General features: G+C 64.3%; 13 protein-coding genes and 1 pseudogene. 8 read left to right on the top strand and 6 right to left on the bottom strand.

Annotation, left to right across the window (positions count from 1 at the left end; genetic code table 11):
* Positions 1 to 58 precede the first annotated feature (58 nt).
* Together HGQ17_RS12755 and hpf are read left to right on the top strand one after the other, a co-directional pair.
* Entirely contained in the window at positions 59 to 895 is an 837-nt protein-coding gene (locus HGQ17_RS12755; protein WP_168888335.1) for a ComF family protein, read from the top strand.
* 188 nt (positions 896 to 1,083) lie between these two features.
* A complete protein-coding gene (gene hpf, locus HGQ17_RS12750; RefSeq protein WP_168888334.1) occupies positions 1,084 to 1,812 on the top strand; it encodes a ribosome hibernation-promoting factor, HPF/YfiA family in 729 nt (242 codons plus the stop codon).
* A gap of 38 nt (positions 1,813 to 1,850) precedes the next feature.
* On the opposite strand, the pseudogene secA reads toward hpf, so the two are convergent.
* From secA to HGQ17_RS12735, 3 genes and pseudogenes are all read right to left on the bottom strand, one after another.
* Positions 1,851 to 4,436: pseudogene (gene secA, locus HGQ17_RS12745) on the bottom strand (preprotein translocase subunit SecA); the annotation flags it as partial.
* Between the two features lie 79 nt (positions 4,437 to 4,515).
* A complete protein-coding gene (locus HGQ17_RS12740; protein ID WP_168888332.1) occupies positions 4,516 to 5,097 on the bottom strand; it encodes an Rv3235 family protein in 582 nt (193 codons plus the stop codon).
* Positions 5,098 to 5,110: 13 nt separating this feature from the next.
* A complete protein-coding gene (locus HGQ17_RS12735; protein WP_168888331.1) occupies positions 5,111 to 5,383 on the bottom strand; it encodes a LysM peptidoglycan-binding domain-containing protein in 273 nt (90 codons plus the stop codon).
* 123 nt (positions 5,384 to 5,506) lie between these two features.
* Between HGQ17_RS12735 and HGQ17_RS12730 the strand changes: the two genes are divergently transcribed.
* A complete protein-coding gene (locus HGQ17_RS12730) occupies positions 5,507 to 6,028 on the top strand; it encodes a hypothetical protein (RefSeq protein ID WP_168888330.1) in 522 nt (173 codons plus the stop codon).
* Between the two features lie 13 nt (positions 6,029 to 6,041).
* Here the strand turns inward: HGQ17_RS12730 and HGQ17_RS12725 are convergent, their stop codons facing one another.
* On the bottom strand, positions 6,042 to 6,254 hold the full coding sequence (locus tag HGQ17_RS12725) for a helix-turn-helix domain-containing protein (protein ID WP_168888329.1): 213 nt from the start codon (positions 6,252 to 6,254) through the stop codon (positions 6,042 to 6,044).
* A gap of 169 nt (positions 6,255 to 6,423) precedes the next feature.
* Here HGQ17_RS12725 and HGQ17_RS12720 point away from each other — a divergent pair, with 169 nt between their 5' ends.
* The 4 genes from HGQ17_RS12720 to HGQ17_RS12705 all read left to right on the top strand — a co-directional run bounded on the left by HGQ17_RS12720 (position 6,424) and on the right by HGQ17_RS12705 (position 14,889).
* A complete protein-coding gene (locus HGQ17_RS12720) occupies positions 6,424 to 7,065 on the top strand; it encodes a CpaB family protein (RefSeq protein WP_168888328.1) in 642 nt (213 codons plus the stop codon).
* Entirely contained in the window at positions 7,065 to 8,408 is a 1,344-nt protein-coding gene (locus HGQ17_RS12715; protein WP_211090662.1) for an AAA family ATPase, read from the top strand. Before HGQ17_RS12720 ends, HGQ17_RS12715 begins: the two co-directional genes overlap by 1 nt.
* Positions 8,409 to 8,513: 105 nt before the next feature.
* Positions 8,514 to 13,334 carry an NAD-glutamate dehydrogenase gene (locus HGQ17_RS12710; protein ID WP_168888326.1) on the top strand — a complete coding sequence of 1,607 codons (4,821 nt, stop codon included), beginning with the start codon at positions 8,514 to 8,516 and terminating at the stop codon, positions 13,332 to 13,334.
* A gap of 22 nt (positions 13,335 to 13,356) precedes the next feature.
* Complete coding sequence (locus HGQ17_RS12705) at positions 13,357 to 14,889, top strand: sensor histidine kinase (protein ID WP_168888325.1); 1,533 nt, start codon at positions 13,357 to 13,359, stop codon at positions 14,887 to 14,889.
* A gap of 94 nt (positions 14,890 to 14,983) precedes the next feature.
* Here the strand turns inward: HGQ17_RS12705 and HGQ17_RS12700 are convergent, their stop codons facing one another.
* Both HGQ17_RS12700 and HGQ17_RS12695 read right to left on the bottom strand, forming a co-directional pair.
* On the bottom strand, positions 14,984 to 15,232 hold the full coding sequence (locus tag HGQ17_RS12700; RefSeq protein WP_028463811.1) for a WhiB family transcriptional regulator: 249 nt from the start codon (positions 15,230 to 15,232) through the stop codon (positions 14,984 to 14,986).
* 139 nt (positions 15,233 to 15,371) lie between these two features.
* Positions 15,372 to 16,589: a phosphotransferase gene (locus HGQ17_RS12695; RefSeq protein ID WP_168888324.1), complete on the bottom strand. Its 1,218-nt coding sequence runs from the start codon at positions 16,587 to 16,589 to the stop codon at positions 15,372 to 15,374.
* Positions 16,590 to 16,702: 113 nt separating this feature from the next.
* Here HGQ17_RS12695 and HGQ17_RS12690 point away from each other — a divergent pair, with 113 nt between their 5' ends.
* Positions 16,703 to 16,996 (top strand): hypothetical protein, encoded by a 294-nt coding sequence (locus tag HGQ17_RS12690; RefSeq protein ID WP_168888323.1) that lies wholly within the window; start codon positions 16,703 to 16,705, stop codon positions 16,994 to 16,996.
* The last annotated feature ends 41 nt before the right edge of the window (positions 16,997 to 17,037 follow it).

The raw sequence follows: 17,037 nt of genomic DNA, 5'->3' as shown, positions 1-17,037 counted from the left end.
TCCACAGCAGCTGCTGACCCCTCTGGCCAGATCCCGCCGGTGCGGTCAGACTTCGGGTATGGACACCCAACGCCTCCTGGCCGGACTGGACCGGATGTGGTTCTCCCGGGCCGGCAGAGGAGTCCGCAGCGCCGCAGCAGAGGCATTCGGACTGGCCGCGCCGGTCTGGTGTCTGGGCTGCCGTGCACAGGAGCACAGACCCGGTGAAGAGCTCTGTGCCGACTGCACTGCGGATTTCCGGGCGATGACGGCAAGGCCCTTCCGCGCTGAAGGGCATGCCGAGGCACTGCCGGTGACCGGAATCCAGTCCCCGCCGGCAGCTGGCGATGGTCTGATGGTCCTACCGGCCTATGCCGCCGGTTTCTACAGCACTCTGGTCTCCGAACTGGTGATCCGGTTCAAGGACGACGAGCGCATCCGGCTGCGCCCGCTGCTGGCCGCAGCACTGTCCCGCTCACTGGCCGCAGCAGCGGAGGACCTCCTTCCACCCGTCGGTGCTGTGGACTCGGGGGCACTGCTGATCTGGCCCCCGGCCTCACTGCGATCCCGGATTCGACGCGGCCGGTGCCCGGTGACCGAATTGGTCACCGCCTGCCAGCTTCCAGCCGGCTGCACACCCACAACTGGGCTGGTCAGACCCTCCGGATCGGTGATCACCGCGGTCACCGGGGATGCTCAGAAGACCCGATCCAAACGACGACGCCGTCAGGCAGGTAGCCAGTTCATCCTCACCCCAGGGGCCGCTGAACGGCTCAGCGGAGCCGATGTCCTGCTGATCGATGATGTGCTGACCACCGGGGCCACCCTCGCAGCCCTCTACGGAGTGCTCACTGCCGCCGGAGCCCGGGTTCACGCCGCAGCAGTACTGGCGGCAACCCCTCCGGCAGGATGGTGAGCCGAGGGCAGCCGAAGGAGTTCCCAAGTCAAGGACGAATTCAGAAAAAACACTTCCTGTTCCCAGACTTTCGTCCTACGGTGGAGTATGGGTGCTTGACCGAAAGAGACCCATCGCAGTGACGGTGGGCTCGAGACGAGTCCTCCGCCGTCGCTGTGTACAACAGGACGGACGTCAAGGAGGAAATCATGGCTCTGCAGACCACTTTCACCGGCCGCAACATCTCAATCCCTTCCGCGTTCAAGGAACACATAGAAGCCAAGCTCGAGAAGGTCGAGCAGCTGGCCGACAAAGGGCAGCGGCTGGAAGTCAAGGTCTCGTCCGAGAATGCACACCGCCGGGCCGAAACCACGATGACCGTGGAGCTGACGGTGATCGGCCGGGGTAAAGTCATCCGCTCGGAGGCCCAGGCTGGGGATAAATTCGCTGCCTTCGAAATCGCCTGGGACAAACTGCTGGAACGACTCCGACGGGCACGGGATAAGAAGAAGTCAAAGGCCCGCAGCAACGGCACTCTGGGACACCCTGCGCAGTCGGTGGGACAGGCCATGGCCGGGCTCACCCCGGTTGACCCCGACCGCCCGCTCTACGAGCAGGTGCTGGATGCCGAAGAGGCCGATAACCTGCCGCCGGAGGAGGATGCCTGGGACGAGCCGATCAGGATCCGCCGGAAGGTCTTCCCCGCCGAACCGATGACAGTGGATGCAGCCGTGGATAATATGGAACTGCTCGGCCACGACTTCTACCTCTACATAGACGCGGAGACCTCGCTGCCCTCAGCGGTCTACCGCAGGCGCGGCTGGACCTACGGGGTCATCGCCCTGGACGCAGAGCATAAGGCGGACCAGCCGCAGACGGAGGAGCGGGCCTACCGCCCCGATAACGGCACGACACTGCCGCAGGTCACCGCTGCTTAAGGCGTCTCTCCCTAGTCGGAGGAGCCTTTGGCATCCTTGAGACCGGGGACCTGGATCTGCTTACCGGCGGCAGCAATCCGACCGTCCTTGATACCGGGCAGATCCGGGGCCTCGGTCTTCGGGGTGACCGCGCGGACCTCGGCCTGGAAGAGCTTACGGACCGACTCCTCGCGGATATCCTCAGCCATCCCCTGGAACAGGAGGTAACCCTCCCGCTGGTACTCCACCAGGGGATCGCGCTGGGCCATCGAGCGCAGACCGATACCGGACTTCAGGTAGTCCATCTCGTAGAGGTGGTCCTGCCACTTCTCATCGATGACTGAGAGCAGCACCCGGCGCTCCAGCTGGCGCAGCGCTTCGGAGCCGACCTCCTCCTCCTTCTGCTCATAGGCGATCTTGGCATCGGAGGTGATCTCACGCTTGAGCATCTTGATCGAGAGCTGGTCGATACCGCCAGCCTCCTCGATGAGGTCCTCGATCTCCAGGGTGATCGGGTAGAGGTCTTTCAGCTCCTCCCAGAGACCTTCGAGGTCCCAGTCCTCGGAGGATGAGGCCACAGTCTTCTCATCGATCATCAGGGCCACTGCATCCTCGATGAAGTGCTGGACCTTCTCGTGGACGTCGTCGCCCTCAAGGATCCGTCGGCGGTCGGAGTAGATGGCCTCACGCTGACGGTTCATCACATCGTCGTACTTCAGCACGTTCTTGCGCTGTTCAGTGTTCTGGGACTCCCGCTGCTGCTGGGCGGAGGCGATGGCCCCGGAGACCATCTTGTGCTCCACTGGAGTCTCCTCGTCCATGGCCGGGGAGTTCATGATCCGCTGGGCGGCTCCGGCGTTGAACAGGCGCATGAGGTTGTCGGTCAGGGAGATGTAGAACCGGGACTCGCCGGGATCACCCTGACGGCCGGAACGACCGCGCAGCTGGTTGTCGATACGGCGGGACTGGTGACGCTCGGTGCCCAGGACATAGAGACCGCCCAGGTCACGGACCTCATCACCTTCGCGCTCGGCCTCTTCCTTGGCCTTGGCGAAGACCTCGGGCCAGCGGGCCTCGTACTCCTCGGCGTCCTCCTCGGGATCCAGGCCGAGTTTCTCCATCTCGTGCACAGCGTTGAACTCGGAGTTGCCGCCGAGCATGATGTCAGTACCACGGCCGGCCATATTGGTGGCCACAGTGATTGCGCCCTTGCGTCCGGCCTGGGCCACAATAGCGGCCTCACGTTCGTGGTTCTTCGCGTTGAGCACCTCGTGCCGGATGCCCTTCTTGGCCAGCATCTTCGAGAGGTACTCGGACTTCTCCACGGACTCGGTGCCCACCAGCACCGGCTGGCCCTTCTCGTAGCGGGCCTCGATGTCCTTGACCACCGCATTGAACTTCACGATCTCGTTCTTGTAGACGAGGTCATTGTGGTCGATCCGCTGGCGCGGGCGGTTCGGCGGGATGGGGACCACACCGAGCTTATAGGTGGACATGAACTCTGCGGCCTCGGTCTCGGCAGTACCGGTCATACCGGAGATCTTGTCGTAGCCGCGGAAGTAGTTCTGCAGGGTCACTGTGGCCCGGGTCTGGTTCTCCGGCTTGATCCGGACACCTTCCTTAGCCTCAATGGCCTGGTGCAGGCCCTCGTTGTAACGGCGGCCCTTGAGGATACGTCCGGTGTGCTCATCGACGATGTGGACCTCATTCTTGGTGACCACATAGTCGGTATCGCGCTTATAGAGCTCCTTGGCCCGGATCGCGTTGTTCAGGTACTGGATCAGGGTGGTGTTCTGGGTTTCGTAGAGATTCTCGATACCCAGGTAGTCCTCGACCTTGTCGATACCGGATTCCAGGACTCCGACAGTGCGCTTCTTCTCATCGACCTCGTAGTCCTCATCCTTCTTCAGGCTCTGGACGAGTTTGGCGAAGTCGGCGTACCAGCGGGAGATGTCGTTATTGGAGGCACCGGAGATGATCAGCGGGGTGCGGGCCTCGTCGATGAGGATGGAGTCGATCTCATCGATGATCGCGTAGTGGTGCTCGCGCTGGACGAGGTCTTCCAGGGACTGAGCCATATTGTCGCGCAGGAAGTCGAAGCCGAACTCATTATTCGTGCCGTAGGTGATATCAGCGGCATAGGCCTCGCGGCGCTGAGCGGATTTGAGGTTATTGACGATCACGCCGGTGGTCAGTCCCAGGAAACGGTAGACACGGCCCATGAGGTCGGCCTGGTATTTGGCGAGATAGTCGTTGACGGTGATGACGTGGACGCCCTTACCGGTCAGGGCGTTGAGATAGGCCGGGGCGGTGGCGACCAGAGTCTTACCCTCACCGGTGCCCATCTCAGCGATATTGCCCATATGCAGGGCGGCGCCACCCATGATCTGCACGTCATAGTGCCGCTGGCCCAGGGTGCGGTCTGCGGCCTCGCGGACCGCGGCGAAGGCCTCGGGGAGGACGGAGTCCAGCGACTCGCCCTCGGCCAGGCGCTCCTTGAACCGATCGGTCTCCCCGCGCAGCTCGGCGTCGGAGAGTTCCCTAAACTCCTCCTCGAGCAGGTTCACGGCATCGGCGATGCCGCGCAGGCGCTTGAGGATCTTCTTGTCCCCGGTTTTGAGGACTTTCTCCAGCAGAGTGGGCACAGTAACGTCTCTCCGTCAGTTCATTTCTCGCAGACTGGACCACTTGCCAGTGTAAGCGCCCAAAGGCGGCGCTGCGAACCTAACCCAGTTCTAAGGCTGTAACCCGCCAACGCCGCAGGTGTGCCTGCAGGCGCAGAGCACAGGCTCGGACCCGGTTCCCGTCATTGAATACGACGGCGGCCTCCCACACTCCCGAGCGCACTGGTGTGGTGCGTTCAGAGAGGAACTGCAGCGGGGTGGGTGTCACCGGAGTGTTGCCTCGGCGGCGAGTCATCAGCTGGGCGCGCTGCCATACCTTGTGCTGGACCTCGCGTTCCAGCCAGCGCTGCAGCTGGGCAGGGGAGCGCAGTCCGCTCAGAGTCTCCACGGTCGCCTGGCAGACCACCCGGCAGATGGCCAGGATCTGCCGGCGCTCCTCCTGAAATCCGGCCAGAGCGGTGGGCCGCTGAAGATCAGCCTCTTCTGCGGCCTGCCCCTGGGAAGCCAGCAGTCTGGGCACCTCATCCTCACGCTTGAGCCGGAACCGAGGATTGCGCTGGAAGGCGGTCCAACCCTCTGAGGTGGGTTCCTCCTGCTCGATCCGCAGCGGTCTGCCGGCCAGCGGATGCGGTTGCGCCGCTGGGGGCTCTGGGACTGGGGTAAGGGCTTCGGCGGTGTTCATCAGCGGGGTCCTTTCAGATCTGGGACTTAGGTGGGGAGAGAACAGTCCCCGGTTTCAGAGCGGCGGGGTCGGGGCCGATCTCTTCAGCATTGGCCGCATGCCAGCGCGGCCATTCAGCGGCGATCTCCCAGTCGGTGGCGGCAGTGCCCAAGTGATCGGCGGCAATATCCCACAGGCTCTGCCCGGGTCGAACCTCGACCAGCGGTGCTGAGGGCTCACTGCGCTGCGGGGCTCCGGCCAGTCGCGGGGAGAGCGCTGCTATCCGTTCAGGGATGAATGGCGGCATATCAACCTCACAGGTACTCGAACATATAGTTTGATGCTGTTTGGTGACAACAGATAGTACATGAGGTTTGCAGCTTGCAACAGGGTGCTGTCTATCCTGGTGATGAGAAGTGAAGGAGGCAGTATGCGCTGGGATGCGCTCTTCGCCGATCTTCAGGCGCAGTGGGAGGACCAACGCCACCAGGACCTGGAGGCGGAGACAGTCGAGGCCGTGGAGATCGAACGCGCCCGCATGCCTCTGGCTGATCGGCTCCGCGCCCATACCGGCAGCAGCCTGCAGCTGGAGCTGCCCAGTGCCGGTCGGATCGAATGTGAAATCGGGGAGGTCGGCAGCGACTGGCTCAGCGGTCAGCACCGGGGCCGCAGCATCCTGATTTCGCTGGACGCTGTGCTCGCGGTCCATTCCCTGGGTTGGAAGGCGAAGCCCGAGGCCTCGGTGGCCCGGCGCAGATTGAGCATCACCTCACCGCTGCGAGCCCTGGCTCAGCACCGGGAAGAGGTTACGGTCACCACTGCCTCAGCGGGTCCACCGGTAGAGGGTGTGCTCTATGCCGCCGGACAGGACCACTTCGACCTCGCCGACCAGCAGCGCCGGCTGACCATCCCGGTCTCCGCGCTGGTGATGCTGCGCAGTCGGCGCTACTAAAACAGAAAGTTGCCTACTGGGTTTCAGCTTTGGCAGCCCGGGCCTCACGCTGCTCGGCATAGAGGCGGTCGATGTACTCATCGAGCTTGGCCTCCTCGACCCGCCACTGGCCGCGGCCGCCGATCTGAATGCCCTCCAGCTCGCCCCGATTGATCAGCGCGCGGGTCTGAGACATAGAGATGTTCAGCGCCTCAGCCACATCAGGGAGGGTGAGGAATCTGCGCATGAACGGGCCTTTCGGGTCATTTGATGTCGTTTGATCATTTTACTCTCCGCTGATCGTGCCGACAACAGGCGGCGTAGTTATCCACAGTCTGTGACTGGGGTCTCCCCACAGTCTTGAACTTCGATTAGCATCTGTGAACACTACGCACCGCATCCCTGGGAGTCAGAACGTGTCAGCTGCTCAGCCCACCCAGCCGTCCCATCGCCTGCGCCGACCCAGCTGGCGAGACCCCCGACTGATCGCCGGTGTGCTGCTCATCCTGGCCTCAGTGGCTGGGGTCGCCACACTGGTGGCCGCGCAGAACACCACCCATGCGGTATATGCCGCCGACCGCACACTCAGCACCGGGGATCAACTCACCGAGGAGGACCTCCGGGTGGTTCAGGTCAATATCGACGACGCCGTCGGCCACTATCTCTCCGCCGACTCCGAGCTTCCGGAGAACACCCAGCTGCTGCGCCTGGTCTCCGAGGGTGAGCTCATTCCGGCTGCTGCCCTGGGGGAGGGGGACCCGGAGGGACGGCAGGCGGTGACAGTGGCGATCGACCATGAGCTTGCCCGCGGGGTCCAGCCCGGCCGTGAGGTCGATGTCTGGTCAACAGCCCCGGGTGAGGACGCCGCAGAGGTGGACCTCCTGGCTGCCGCAGCAGAGGTCGCCGAGATTCGGGAGCCGGACTCCGGCTTCGCTGCAACATCGACGGTCACCGTGGAACTGCTGGTGGACCCCGAGGAGATCACCGAGATTCTGGCCGCCTCCGGCACCGGCTCGGCGATCACAGTCCTGCCGGCAACCTCCGGGGCGGGCAGCTGATGCGACGCTGCACGGTCTTGACCACCGGCCAGTTGGCCACCGATCATGTTGCCGCCCTGGAAGCCCTGCACTCTGCGGTGACCATCCAACGCCGCTGCCAGGATCTGGCTGAACTGCTGGCAGCCGCAAGACTCACCCAGGCAGATGCCGCCCTGATCATCGGGGAGACCGAGGTGATCACCGATTCCGTCCACGCCCAACTGCAGCAGGCCGGACTGCGGATTGTGGCGATCTCCGATGTCACCGCAGAACGCAGCCGACTGGCCAAACTGGGTATTGCAGCCTTCAGTGATGAGACCCCAGCGAGCACGTTGGCCGAGGCCCTGCAGGACGAAGCGGACCGAACCGGTGACGACCACCCAGAGCTGCCCCCGCCACCGGCCCAGGCAGTCGATACCCAACAGCAGCGGCTCCGGGATGGTGCCCAACCGGCAGGGGGCGAGCCAGAGACCGAGCTGGTCCAGGATGAGCCGACACCAACTGCCGGACTCAGTGGCGTGATCGTCCTCTGGGGCACCCCAGGCGCACCGGGCCGGACCACCACGGCGGTGAACCTCGCTGCCGAACTGGCCCGCACCGGAGCTGAGGTCCTGCTCATCGACGCTGACACTCATGCAGCCTCCATCGCCCTGCACCTGGGACTGCTGCAGGAATCAGCCGGCATCGCCCAGGCCTGCCGGGCCGCGGAGTTCGGCGGACTCGATATCGAAACTCTGAGACAGGCAGCCACCGAGGTGGAATTCGACGGTGCCGGCTGTGAGGTGCTCACCGGCCTGCCCAGGCCCGAACGCTGGACCGAACTGCGTCCCCGGGCCCTGCAGCGGCTGCTCGATGTGGCAAGAACCCACTACCGCGCCGTCGTCGTCGATATCGCCTCCGATATCCAACCCGATCAGCACGCCGGAATCGATGAGCTCACCGAGGTCACCCCCGGCCGCAACACCGCAGCCCTGACCGCGCTGAAAGCCGCCGATCACATCTTCACCCTCGGCTCGGCCGATCCCCAGGGCTTCACCCGACTGGTGAAGCTCACCCAGAGCGAGGACCTCCCAGTACCAGTGGAGAACCTCCGGTTCCTGGTGACCAAACTGCGCAAATCCGCCGTCGGCCGAGCACCGCGCCGCCAGCTCAGCGAAGCCTGGGCCCAGCTGGGTCCAGCCGGCACCGCGATAGAGGATTTCCTGCCCTGGGATCCGGGCAGCTGCGACGCCGCACTTCAGGCCGGTCAGGTACTCGCCGAAGCCGCAGCCGACTCCCCGCTGCGCCACCAGATCGCCGCCTTAGCCGGAGCCCGAATTCCCAACCCTCGACGCCGCCTGCGCAGCCGCCGCGAAGCAGCCTGATCAGAGCGCGTTCAGTCTTCCTGGGACCCGATTCACCAGATAGGCTGAGGAGACGGCAGAGGTAGGAAAAACCCACACAATTCCTAAAGGGGAGAGACCACAGCGATGGCGGAGCAGCCGAGCACACTCTGGACACATCAGGACCACACACTCGACACCCTGGCCGAAGCCTATTTCGCCCACATCGCCTCCGCGGACCTCAGCAAACTGGACCAACCGCAGCGCCACCAGTTCCTGGAATCCCATATCCAATTGGCCAATGACCGGCCCGGGGCCGAACCCGCGGTTGGAGTCACCGATATCGGCCACCGCAGCATCGTCCAGGTGGTCACTGACGATATGCCCTACCTCGTGGATTCGGTCACCAGCGAGGTCACCCGCTGCGGCCACGCCATCACCCTGGTGGTCCACCCCATCCTGCTGACCAAGCGCAAAGCCGAGGACCACACCCTCAAAGCAGTGCTCAACCTCCCCAGCCAGGGCCGGTCCTGGTCCTCCGGGGACACCCAGAGCCTGCCCACAGTCACCGCCCTTCTCGAGGAGCAGGACCGGACCCAGGTCGAATCCTGGATCACGGTGGAAGTCGACCGCTCACTGTCCGAGGAGGCCGTGGAGGACCTCGTCAGCGGACTCAAACGTGTCCTCTCCGATGTCCGGGCCAGCCACCGGGATCAGGACCGGATGGCCGCCCAGGCACGGCAGACTGCTGCCGATATCCGGCGCCTGGACTCCGTGGAGGACCGGGATGAATCCGCCGAATTCGTCGAATGGATGGCCCAGGGCAACTACCTCTTCCTCGGCTACCGGGAGTATCAGTTCATCGAAGAGGGTGAGGACGCCCGGTTGGAACCCATCCCCGGCACCGGCCAGGGGATCCTGGCCGATATCGATGGGGTTCCGCGGTCGAAGAGCTCCTCAGAACTCTCCGCCGCCGGCCGCGCCCGGGCCCGGCAGCCCAAAGCCCTGGTGATCACCAAAGCCAACTCCCGGTCCACCGTGCGCCGTCGGACCTATATGGACTATGTGGCGGTCAAAACCTTCGACGCCGCCGGTGAGGTCACCGGGGAACGCCGCTTCCTCGGCCTGTTCAGCCAACGGGCCTACACCCAGTCGATCACTACCATCCCGCTGCTGCGCTCGCGGGCCAAAGCGCTGCTGGCCCGTTCCGGCTTCAGCCCGGACTCCCACTCCGGGACCGATCTCATGCAGATCCTGGAGACCTACCCCCGCAATGAGCTCATGCAGATGGAGATCGCGGAGATCGAGGATGTCGCCTGGCAGATCCTGCAGCTGCAGGAGCGCCGCCGGGTCAAACTCTTCCTGCGGCAGGACCACTACGGCCGGTTCATGACCGCGCTGCTGTTTATGCCCCGTGACCGGTACAACACCCAGACCCGCCGCCGGGCCGAGAACGAACTCATGGCCCATATCGATGCCGAATCCATCGACTTCAACGTCCGGCTCTCAGACTCCGTGCTGGCCCGGGTCTTCTTCCGGATGCGCCTGCGCAAGGACGCCGCCGAACCCACGATCAGTCCCGAGGAGCTCGAGCAGCGCCTGGCCCGGGCGGTGCGCTCCTGGGGCGAGGGTATCGCCGAGGAGGCATCGTCGTCGTACTCGGAGTCCCATGCCGAGCGGATCTCCAGCCGCTGGGGCGAGGCATTCCCACCGGAATACCGAGTGGTCTACGAGGTCTCCGACGCCCTGCACGATGCCGCCGAATTCGAAACTCTGGAAGCCCAGCCCGATGACGGCCCCCGGCTCTCCTTCTACCCGCCGGGTGAGGACGACCCAGCCCATATGCGGCTGAAGCTCTACCTCACCGGTCCCAAGACCCTGACCGACACCCTGCCGATCATCGATGACTTCGGCCTGGCCTTGCTGGATGAACGGGCCTACACCATCACCACCCCGGACGGGCAGAGCTTCTACCTCTACGATCTGGGCATCTGCTACCCCGCAGAGGTAGACCCCTATGCCACCACCGAGGTCTTCAAAGAGGCCTATCACAAGGTGCTCACCGACCAGGTGGAATCCGATGAGTTCTCCCGGCTGGTGCTGCACCTGCAGCTGGACATCCGGCGGGTCACCGTCCTGCGGGCCTATGCCAAGTACATGCGTCAGCTGGGGATGTCGCACTCCTATGACTTCCTGGCCGAGGCGCTGCTGGCCAACCCCAGTGTTGCCCGGGCGTTGATCGACTACTTCACCGCCAAATTCGACCCCAATCTGCAGCAGGGCCGCAGTGAGGCCATCACCGCCTGCCGCAGCCGGGTCACCGAGGCACTGGAGACGGTCAAGACCCTCGATGCCGACCGCGTACTCTCGACCTTCCTGGCGCTGATCGACGCCACCGACCGCACCAACCTCTACCAGGGCCACCAGTGGGTGGCGCTGAAACTGCGCCCGGCCGATATCGACGCCGCACCCCGGCCCCGGCCCGCACACGAGATCTGGGTCTACTCCCCGCAGGTGGAGGGCACCCATCTGCGCTTCGACTCCATCGCCCGCGGTGGGCTGCGCTGGTCCGACCGCTCCGAGGACTTCCGCACGGAGGTGCTGGGCCTGGTTAAAGCCCAGATGGCTAAGAACGCCGTCATCGTGCCCTCCGGGGCCAAAGGCTGCTTCTTCCCCAAACAGTTGCCGGATCCCCGCGCGGACCGGGGTGCCTGGTTCGAGGCCGGACGTGAGGCCTATAAGACCTTCATCCGCGCCCTGCTGGATATCACCGATAACCAGCAGACCGATGAGGACGGCACTGTCACCATCGTGCCCCCGGAGCAGGTGGTCCGCCACGACGACGATGACCCCTACCTCGTGGTGGCTGCGGATAAGGGAACGGCCACCTTCTCCGATACCGCCAATGCGATCAGTCAGGAATACGGCCACTGGCTCGGCGATGCCTTCGCCTCCGGCGGCTCGGCCGGCTACGACCATAAGGCCATGGGCATCACCGCCCGCGGAGCCTGGGAATCGGTGAAATCCCATTTCGCCACACTGGGCCACGACACCCAGAGCCAGGACTTCACCGTGGTCGGCATCGGCGATATGGGCGGCGATGTCTTCGGCAACGGCATGCTGCTCTCCGAGCACATCCAGCTGGTGGCAGCCTTCAACCACCTGCATATCTTCATCGACCCCGATCCGGACCCGGCAGCCTCTTTCGCCGAGCGCCAACGCCTCTTCGAGGCCGATAAATCCGGGTGGGATGCCTATAACACCGAGCTGATCTCGGCTGGCGGCGGGATCTTCTCCCGCACCGACCGCAGCATCACCATCACCGAGCAGATGCGGCGACGGTTCGATATCGACGCCGAGTCCCTGACCCCGCCGGAGCTGATCAGCGCACTGCTGAAAGCCCCGGTGGACCTCCTCTACAACGGCGGAATCGGCACCTATGTGAAATCCAGTGAAGAGACCCACGACGACGTCGGCGATCGCGCCAATAACGGCATTAGGGTCAACGGTGCCGATCTGCGCACCCGCGTGGTGGTCGAGGGCGGCAACCTCGGGCTGACCCAGGCCGGCCGGATTGAAGCGGCCCAGCACGGGGTGCTGATCAACACCGACGCCATCGACAACTCCGCCGGGGTGGACTGCTCCGACCACGAGGTCAATATCAAGATCCTGCTCGACGGGCTGATCAGCTCCGGGCACCTCGAGGCCGAGAACCGTGACGACCTCCTGGAGGAGATGACTGAGGATGTGGCCGGACTGGTCCTGCAGACCAATAAGGACCAGAACACCCTCCTGCTGGCCGAACGGCACCGGCTGACCGAATTCTCGCCCTCCTTCGGGCGGCTCTCCGACTGGCTGGAGCAGACTGCCGGACTGGACCGGGAGCTGGAGGCCCTGCCCAGCTGGGAGCAGATGCAGCGCCGCCCTCAGGACGGGGTGCCGGCCCTGTCCACCCCGGAGCTGGCAGTGCTCTCCGCCTATGCCAAGATTCAGCTCAAGGGGGCCTTGGCCGGCAGCGAACTGCTCGAGGACCCCTGGTTCCACAGCTGGCTGGAGGCCTACTTCCCGGAGCGGATCACCAACCAGTGGGCCGATCAGCTGCCGCGCCACCCCCTGGCCCAGCGCATCATCGGCACCACCCTGGCCAACCATGCGGTGAATATGGGCGGGGCAACCTTCGTCTTCCGCACCGCCGAGGAGACCTTCGCTTCAGAGGATGTCATCCTGCGGGCCTTCGTGGTCGCCGAGGAGATCTTCAAACTCCAGGACTTCGAAGAGGCTATGCGGAAGCTGCCGGTCAGCTTCCCCACTGAGGTATGGGCTGAGATGCACCGGGATATGCGCCGGCTGTTGGACCGCGCCGTGCGCTGGCTGATCACCCACGGTGGATCCTGGCAGACCGGCAGCATCGCCGAAGAGGTGGCCAGCTACGCCCAGCACATCACCCCGCTGTACCGGAACCTCGAAGCCCACCTCTGCGAGGGTGAGCAGCAGCGGCGCCAGCAGCTGCGCAAGGAGATGATCTCCCACGGGGCCGATGAGGAACTGGCCGATTGGCACGCCGAACTCTACGAGTCCTACTCCCTGCTCGATATCGCAGCAGTATCCGATGAGCTGGGCACCGATTCAGCAGAGACCGCCTCGGTGTACTTCGCGGTCTACTCGGCCTTCGAGATCAATGCCATCATGGAACGGATCTCGGCCCTGCCGCGGACCGATAAATGGCAGGCCCTGGCCCGCGGAGCCCAGCGCGAGGAGCTTTACTCAGCGGTCCGGGACATCACCCAGTCGGTGCTGGCCAGCACTGAATCCGGTACGGCCCAGGAACGGTTGGAGGCCTGGCGCGGAAACCGCTCCACTCGCCTGGAGCGGGCCGAGCGCCTGATCGAGGAGGCCGAGCAGGACTCCGGCTCCGTAGCCTCGATCACCGTGCTGCTGCGCCACCTGCGCGGCCTGGTCAGCGCCTGAGCCGAGAACCGGAACCAGCTGGATGGGCGTGCTGAGCGACCGACTGGACACCAACCCGCATCTGGACCCCACGGATGTGGAGTGGATCCATGCCCTGTTAGGTGACTGGCAGCTTCTCTCGGATCTTTCCTTTGCAGATCTGGTCCTGTGGGCACCCCACACCCACCAGGGCATGGTCTCAGCTGAGGGCCGGTCCTTCATCGCGGTGGCCCAGGCCCGGCCCTCCACCACCCAGACTCTCATCCACCGGGATGTGGTCGGTGATCGGATCCGGGCCGACCTCCGGGTTCTGGTGGAACGGGCCTGGACCTCACAGGTGGAGACCAACTCCTCGGATCAGGGCCAGCCGGCACCGGCCCGTACCCGAGTCACAGCCATCCCCCTGCTACGCCGGGGACAGACAGTGGCTGTGCTGACCCTGCACTTCTCCGTGGCCGCAATGCGTTCCCCCTCCCGACTTGAGCTGACCTACCGGCGCTGTTCGGCTGACCTCCTGGGCATGGTGGCCAATGGTTCCTGGCCCGATACCAGCCAGGAGTTCACCGGCTACTCCGGGGCGCCAAGGGTCGGTGACGGGCTGCTGCGTCTAGATGTCGAGGGTCGGATCACCTTTGCCAGCCCCAATGCGGTATCCGCCTTGCTGCGTCTGGGTGTCCAGGACACCCTGGAGGGGCGTTCCCTGGCTGGAATCGGTGCCGAGCTGCAGCGGGCTACAGGGGTCGCGGTGGATGAATCCCAGCCGATGATGCTCACCGGCCGCCGGGCCATGCGCGCAGAACTGGAGGCCCATGGTGCGGCCGTGACCCTGCGCTCCATCCCCCTGCATAAGGCGGGGGAGCGGTTTGCCGCCCTGGTGCTCTGCCGGGACGTCACCGAGCTGCGCCGCCGGGAAAAGCAGCTGATGAGCAAAGACGCCACCATCAAGGAGATCCACCACCGGGTGAAGAACAATCTCCAGACGGTCTCTGCTCTGCTGCGTATGCAGACCCGGCGGATGGACTCCCAGGAGGGCAAAGAGGGGTTGAAGCGGGCCATGCGCCGGGTGGAGACCATCGCAATGGTCCACGATTCTCTGTCCCAGGGCTTGGAGGAAAGCGTCGACGTCGACGAGCTCATGCGTCGACAGCTGCATCTGGCAGCCGAGATGGCCCAGTCCGGACGGATCGCCCATACCGAGCTGCGCGGCAGCTTCGGTCAGCTGTCCCCAGATATGGTCACGCCGCTGGCTCTGGTCATCACTGAGGTGGTGGCCAATGCTGTGGAACACGGTCTCTCCGGTGCAGAATCCGAGGATCAGCTACATGTCATCCTCGAAGTCAGCCGACACAGTGATGTGGCAGGACGGCAACGCCTGGACTTGGAGATCATCGACGACGGCACGGGGATCCCGCAGGAGGACTGGGAGCCGGGCCTGGGCCTGCAGATCGTCAAGACTCTGGTCCGTGGGGAACTCTCCGGATCCATTGAATGGCTGCCGGGTGAAAGTGCCGGAACGGCGGCAGATACAGGAAGGCCCGGAACACGAGTCGTGCTCCGGGCCCCAATCCTGAGCTAGTTCCAGCGGTGGGCGCGGGCTGCGCGGCGCTTCAGCGCACTCTGCTCCGTTCCCTCGCAAAGCTACGGCTTTGCAGGGAACCCTGCTTGGTCTCTTATGACGCGCGCCTCGCTCTAGCGGCACGCCGCTTGAGGGCTCGGCGCTCGTCTTCGCTCATACCGCCCCACACGCCAGCGTCCTGGCCGGTGTCCAGGGCCCACTGCAGGCAGGTGTCCATAACGGGGCAGCGCCGGCAGACGCTCTTTGCTTCTTCGATCTGAAGCAGGGCGGGGCCGGTGTTGCCGACGGGGAAGAACAGCTCGGGGTCCTTATCAAGGCATGCTGCTCGGCTGCGCCAATCCATGGCGATCACTACTCCTTGGGTGCCGACGCTCGATATCACGTCAGATGTGCTAATGGGCTTGTATTTAAGGCTGGCATGTTACAGCCAGGCAAACAAGACCTCTCAAAGGATTAATTTTCAAAAAACTATGTGTGATTGATCACATTCTTTGGCCAGGTGTGTGCTGCGCCGCAGAAATGTCACCAATGGCCACCAATCGCTGCGCTGTGGCCAGGTAGAAATCGAGTTGTTCGGCGCTGCGAGCCCCGGGTGCCAGGGAGATCAGTGCCCCCGCAGTACGGGCTGGAAGATCACCGGCCTCCCCATCGGCCACCAGTCGGGCCCACAGTCGGGCCACCAGGTCAGCGACCCCGCGGTAACCCTCGGCGTCGAAGCTGGGCAGTGCTAAGAGGTGGGCCAGCATCATTGCCAGATCATCAGCGCGGTGGCCGGGGCCCACCGTATCAGCGTCGATCAGGGCCTCAACACCCCTGCCGTCCCGGCTCAGAAAGAGGTTGGCAGGATGGAAATCTCCGTGTACTGCCACGCGCTCACCGGGCTCCTCATCCAGCTGAGCAGAGATATCCCGAATGAGTTCCTCCAGCACCCCGGCATCGGCTCCGGCTGCGATCAGCGGCGCACTGAAACCTTCCAGTCGCTGAGCCGGAGCTTGACGTGGCGGCAGCAGAAGTGCTTTGTCATTCAGTCCCTCCAAGGCGCTGAGAATGACCTCCGGTTCAACAGTGATTCCTGGATTGGGGGAGACTGGGTGATACAGCAGCTCGGTCAGCGGTGCACCGCGGGCCTCATCGAGCAGGATGATCCCATCCCCGAGATCCGCTGTGGCAGGGGTGAGGTCACAGCCGGCATGCCGATCAAGCAGCTCGGCCACCTTATGCGGGCGGACGATCTTCAGATACACGGTGCGGTAGCCCAGGGCGGACTTCAGCCTCACCCGGTAGACAGCCCGGCGCAGTGGGCGCAGCACCAGCATCTGCAGCTGATCGACCTCGAGATCAACGGCCATCAGTTCGCTGAGCCGGGAGCTAAGAGCCTCCTGGTCCTCGACCACCTGCAGCCCGGGCAGCTCCGGATCCGTGGGATGGGCCCAAATATGCAGCACGGCCAATGGCGACTCACACCGGACGGCACCCAGCTGATCCCGCTGGGTATCGGTCAGCGGCCTCGTGCTGGCAATCAGGGTCACCGGGTGGCCCGAGGCATCTACACCGAACCGGGCTGAGGTCGCCGAATGCGGCCGGGAGTAGACCCGCTCCAGGGACCAGGACCGTAGGTGCAGTCCGGTGGAGCGCACAGCAGCAGCCAGCAGCGGGCCCATCTGCTCGCTGCGCAGAAACTGCTCTGCCGCATAGTTCATCCCCGCTATTGTGTCAGCGAAGCCGAAGCTAACCATGTGCTGCGGGGCACAATGAGAAAATTCTCATCACTTTGGTGCCATTCTGGGCTCCAACTAATGAGAAACTAATCAGCGTGAGTGATGTCAGCGTGCCCAAAAACGGGGAAGCAGAAGCCCCTTCCGGTGAGAAACCGCGACGTCGCCGCCTGCCCCTGGGCGGATTCTCCGTGCGTGCCAGGATACTCGCCGCCGTCGTGGGCCTTGCCGCTATGGGGCTGATCGTCGCCGGCTACACCGTGTTTTTCCTGCAGCAGATCCAGGTCGAGGACCGGATCAACGCTGAGCTGCAGGCCGGTGCGGAGGAATTCGTGGTCCTGCATGAAAGCGGCATCGACCCCCAAACCGGCTCATCGCAGATGAGGGTGTAGGAGGGGCCTGAATCCTCCGGTGTCCAGTAGGGCCCGGGTGA

This window comes from Nesterenkonia sedimenti (assembly GCF_012641515.1).
GTDB lineage: Bacteria > Actinomycetota > Actinomycetes > Actinomycetales > Micrococcaceae > Nesterenkonia > Nesterenkonia sedimenti.
Note: the sequence above shows the minus strand (reverse complement) of the source record. Positions and strands in the feature narration are given on the sequence as shown.

Excerpts from the sequence above, each read along its gene's own strand:
- HGQ17_RS12755 (WP_168888335.1), top strand. The coding sequence starts at position 59 with ATGGACACCCAACGCCTCCTGGCCGGACTGGACCGGATGTGGTTCTCC.
- hpf (WP_168888334.1), top strand. The coding sequence starts at position 1,084 with ATGGCTCTGCAGACCACTTTCACCGGCCGCAACATCTCAATCCCTTCC.
- HGQ17_RS12740 (WP_168888332.1), bottom strand. The coding sequence starts at position 5,097 with ATGAACACCGCCGAAGCCCTTACCCCAGTCCCAGAGCCCCCAGCGGCG.
- HGQ17_RS12735 (WP_168888331.1), bottom strand. The coding sequence starts at position 5,383 with ATGCCGCCATTCATCCCTGAACGGATAGCAGCGCTCTCCCCGCGACTG.
- HGQ17_RS12730 (WP_168888330.1), top strand. The coding sequence starts at position 5,507 with ATGCGCTGGGATGCGCTCTTCGCCGATCTTCAGGCGCAGTGGGAGGAC.
- HGQ17_RS12725 (WP_168888329.1), bottom strand. The coding sequence starts at position 6,254 with ATGCGCAGATTCCTCACCCTCCCTGATGTGGCTGAGGCGCTGAACATC.
- HGQ17_RS12715 (WP_211090662.1), top strand. The coding sequence starts at position 7,065 with ATGCGACGCTGCACGGTCTTGACCACCGGCCAGTTGGCCACCGATCAT.
- HGQ17_RS12710 (WP_168888326.1), top strand. The coding sequence starts at position 8,514 with ATGGCGGAGCAGCCGAGCACACTCTGGACACATCAGGACCACACACTC.
- HGQ17_RS12705 (WP_168888325.1), top strand. The coding sequence starts at position 13,357 with ATGGGCGTGCTGAGCGACCGACTGGACACCAACCCGCATCTGGACCCC.
- HGQ17_RS12700 (WP_028463811.1), bottom strand. The coding sequence starts at position 15,232 with ATGGATTGGCGCAGCCGAGCAGCATGCCTTGATAAGGACCCCGAGCTG.
- HGQ17_RS12695 (WP_168888324.1), bottom strand. The coding sequence starts at position 16,589 with ATGAACTATGCGGCAGAGCAGTTTCTGCGCAGCGAGCAGATGGGCCCG.